Origin of the sequence: Noviherbaspirillum suwonense (genome assembly GCF_900182955.1) — a bacterium.
Classification (GTDB): domain Bacteria; phylum Pseudomonadota; class Gammaproteobacteria; order Burkholderiales; family Burkholderiaceae_D; genus Noviherbaspirillum_A; species Noviherbaspirillum_A suwonense.
Window position 1 is genome coordinate 1 of sequence record NZ_FXUL01000070.1, and the last position, 1,268, is coordinate 1,268.

Below are 1,268 nucleotides of genomic sequence, written 5' to 3' on the forward strand. Positions count from 1 at the left end.
TAAACTAACGACTAGGAATACTGCTATGGATAGACCTATGCCTTCGGGAAGAAATCAGCAAGTGGAAGTCATTACCGGGGTCCAGCGGCGCAGACGCTGGACCCCGGAACAGAAACTGGAATGGGTCAAGCGCAGCATGGAACCGGGGATGTCGGTGTCCCTAGTGGCCCGGGAAGCCGGTGTGACCGCCAGCCAGTTGTTCCAGTGGCGTAAAGCCTATACGGAAGGATCGCTCGTTGCTGTGGGGGCCAACGAGCCCGTGGTGCCGGCATCTGACCTGCAGGAAGCAATGAAGCGCATCAAGCAATTGGAAGCAGCATTGGGACGTAAGACGCTGGAGAATGAGATTCTCAAGGAAGCAGTGGATTTCGCCAAAGCAAAAAAGTGGCTTGCGCGCTCGCCGCTGTTGCCCGGGGACGACCGATGAGACTGGTATGTTCGACCCTTGGCGTGGCGCGCAGCCATCTCGTGGCACTGCTGAAACGTCCTGACGCCTGGATTGACTGCCGTACGGCACGCAGCCGTTCTGATGACACGCCGTTGCTGGAAGACATTCGGCAGGTCATTCATGGCCTCGGCACGTATGGCTATCGTCGGGTATGGGGTGTGTTGCGACATCAGCATCCCAGACCGAATGGCCAAGCGGCTAACCACAAGCGCATCTATCGCGTCATGCGCGATCATGGCCTGCTACTGTACCGTCGCGGCCAGCGGCCCATCTCTACCCGCAAGCATGACGGCACGGTCGCCGTCGACAGCAGCAACACCCGCTGGTGCTCGGATGGCTTTGAACTGGCTTGCGAGAATGGTGAACGGGTACGGGTGGCCTTTGCGCTGGATTGCTGTGATCGTGAAGTCATGAGCTGGGTGGCGACGACCAGAGGCATTGACGCCGGCCTGGTGGGAGACTTGATGATGCAGGCAGTGGAATATCGGTTTGGCCGTCACGCTATCGCGCCATCCGAGATCGAATGGTTGACCGACAATGGCAGTTGCTACACTGCTGCCGAAACGCGTTCATTTGCGCGCACACTTGGTCTCAAACCGGTAACCACGCCGGTTTCCAGCCCGCAGAGTAATGGGATGGCCGAGAGTCTGGTCAAGACCATCAAGCGCGACTACGCTAGGCTGGCATTACGTCCTGATGCCAGAACCGTCATGCAACAATTGGCCGGATGGTTTGAGCACTACAATACAAAGCACCCGCACAGCGCGCTAAAGTACCTGCCGCCACGCAGGTTCAGGGAGAAACAGGCTTTGATTAACTA

At 57.9% G+C, this 1,268-nt stretch carries 1 protein-coding gene; it reads left to right on the forward strand.

The genetic code is table 11. From position 1 onward, the window contains the following. Window positions 1-61: 61 nt before the first annotated feature. A protein-coding gene (locus QOL82_RS29120) for an IS3 family transposase (RefSeq protein ID WP_283445821.1) occupies window positions 62-1,268 on the forward strand; the annotation gives its coding sequence in 2 pieces (ribosomal slippage) (window positions 62-371 and window positions 371-1,268; 1,208 coding nt annotated over the 2 pieces). This gene is flagged as partial in the annotation.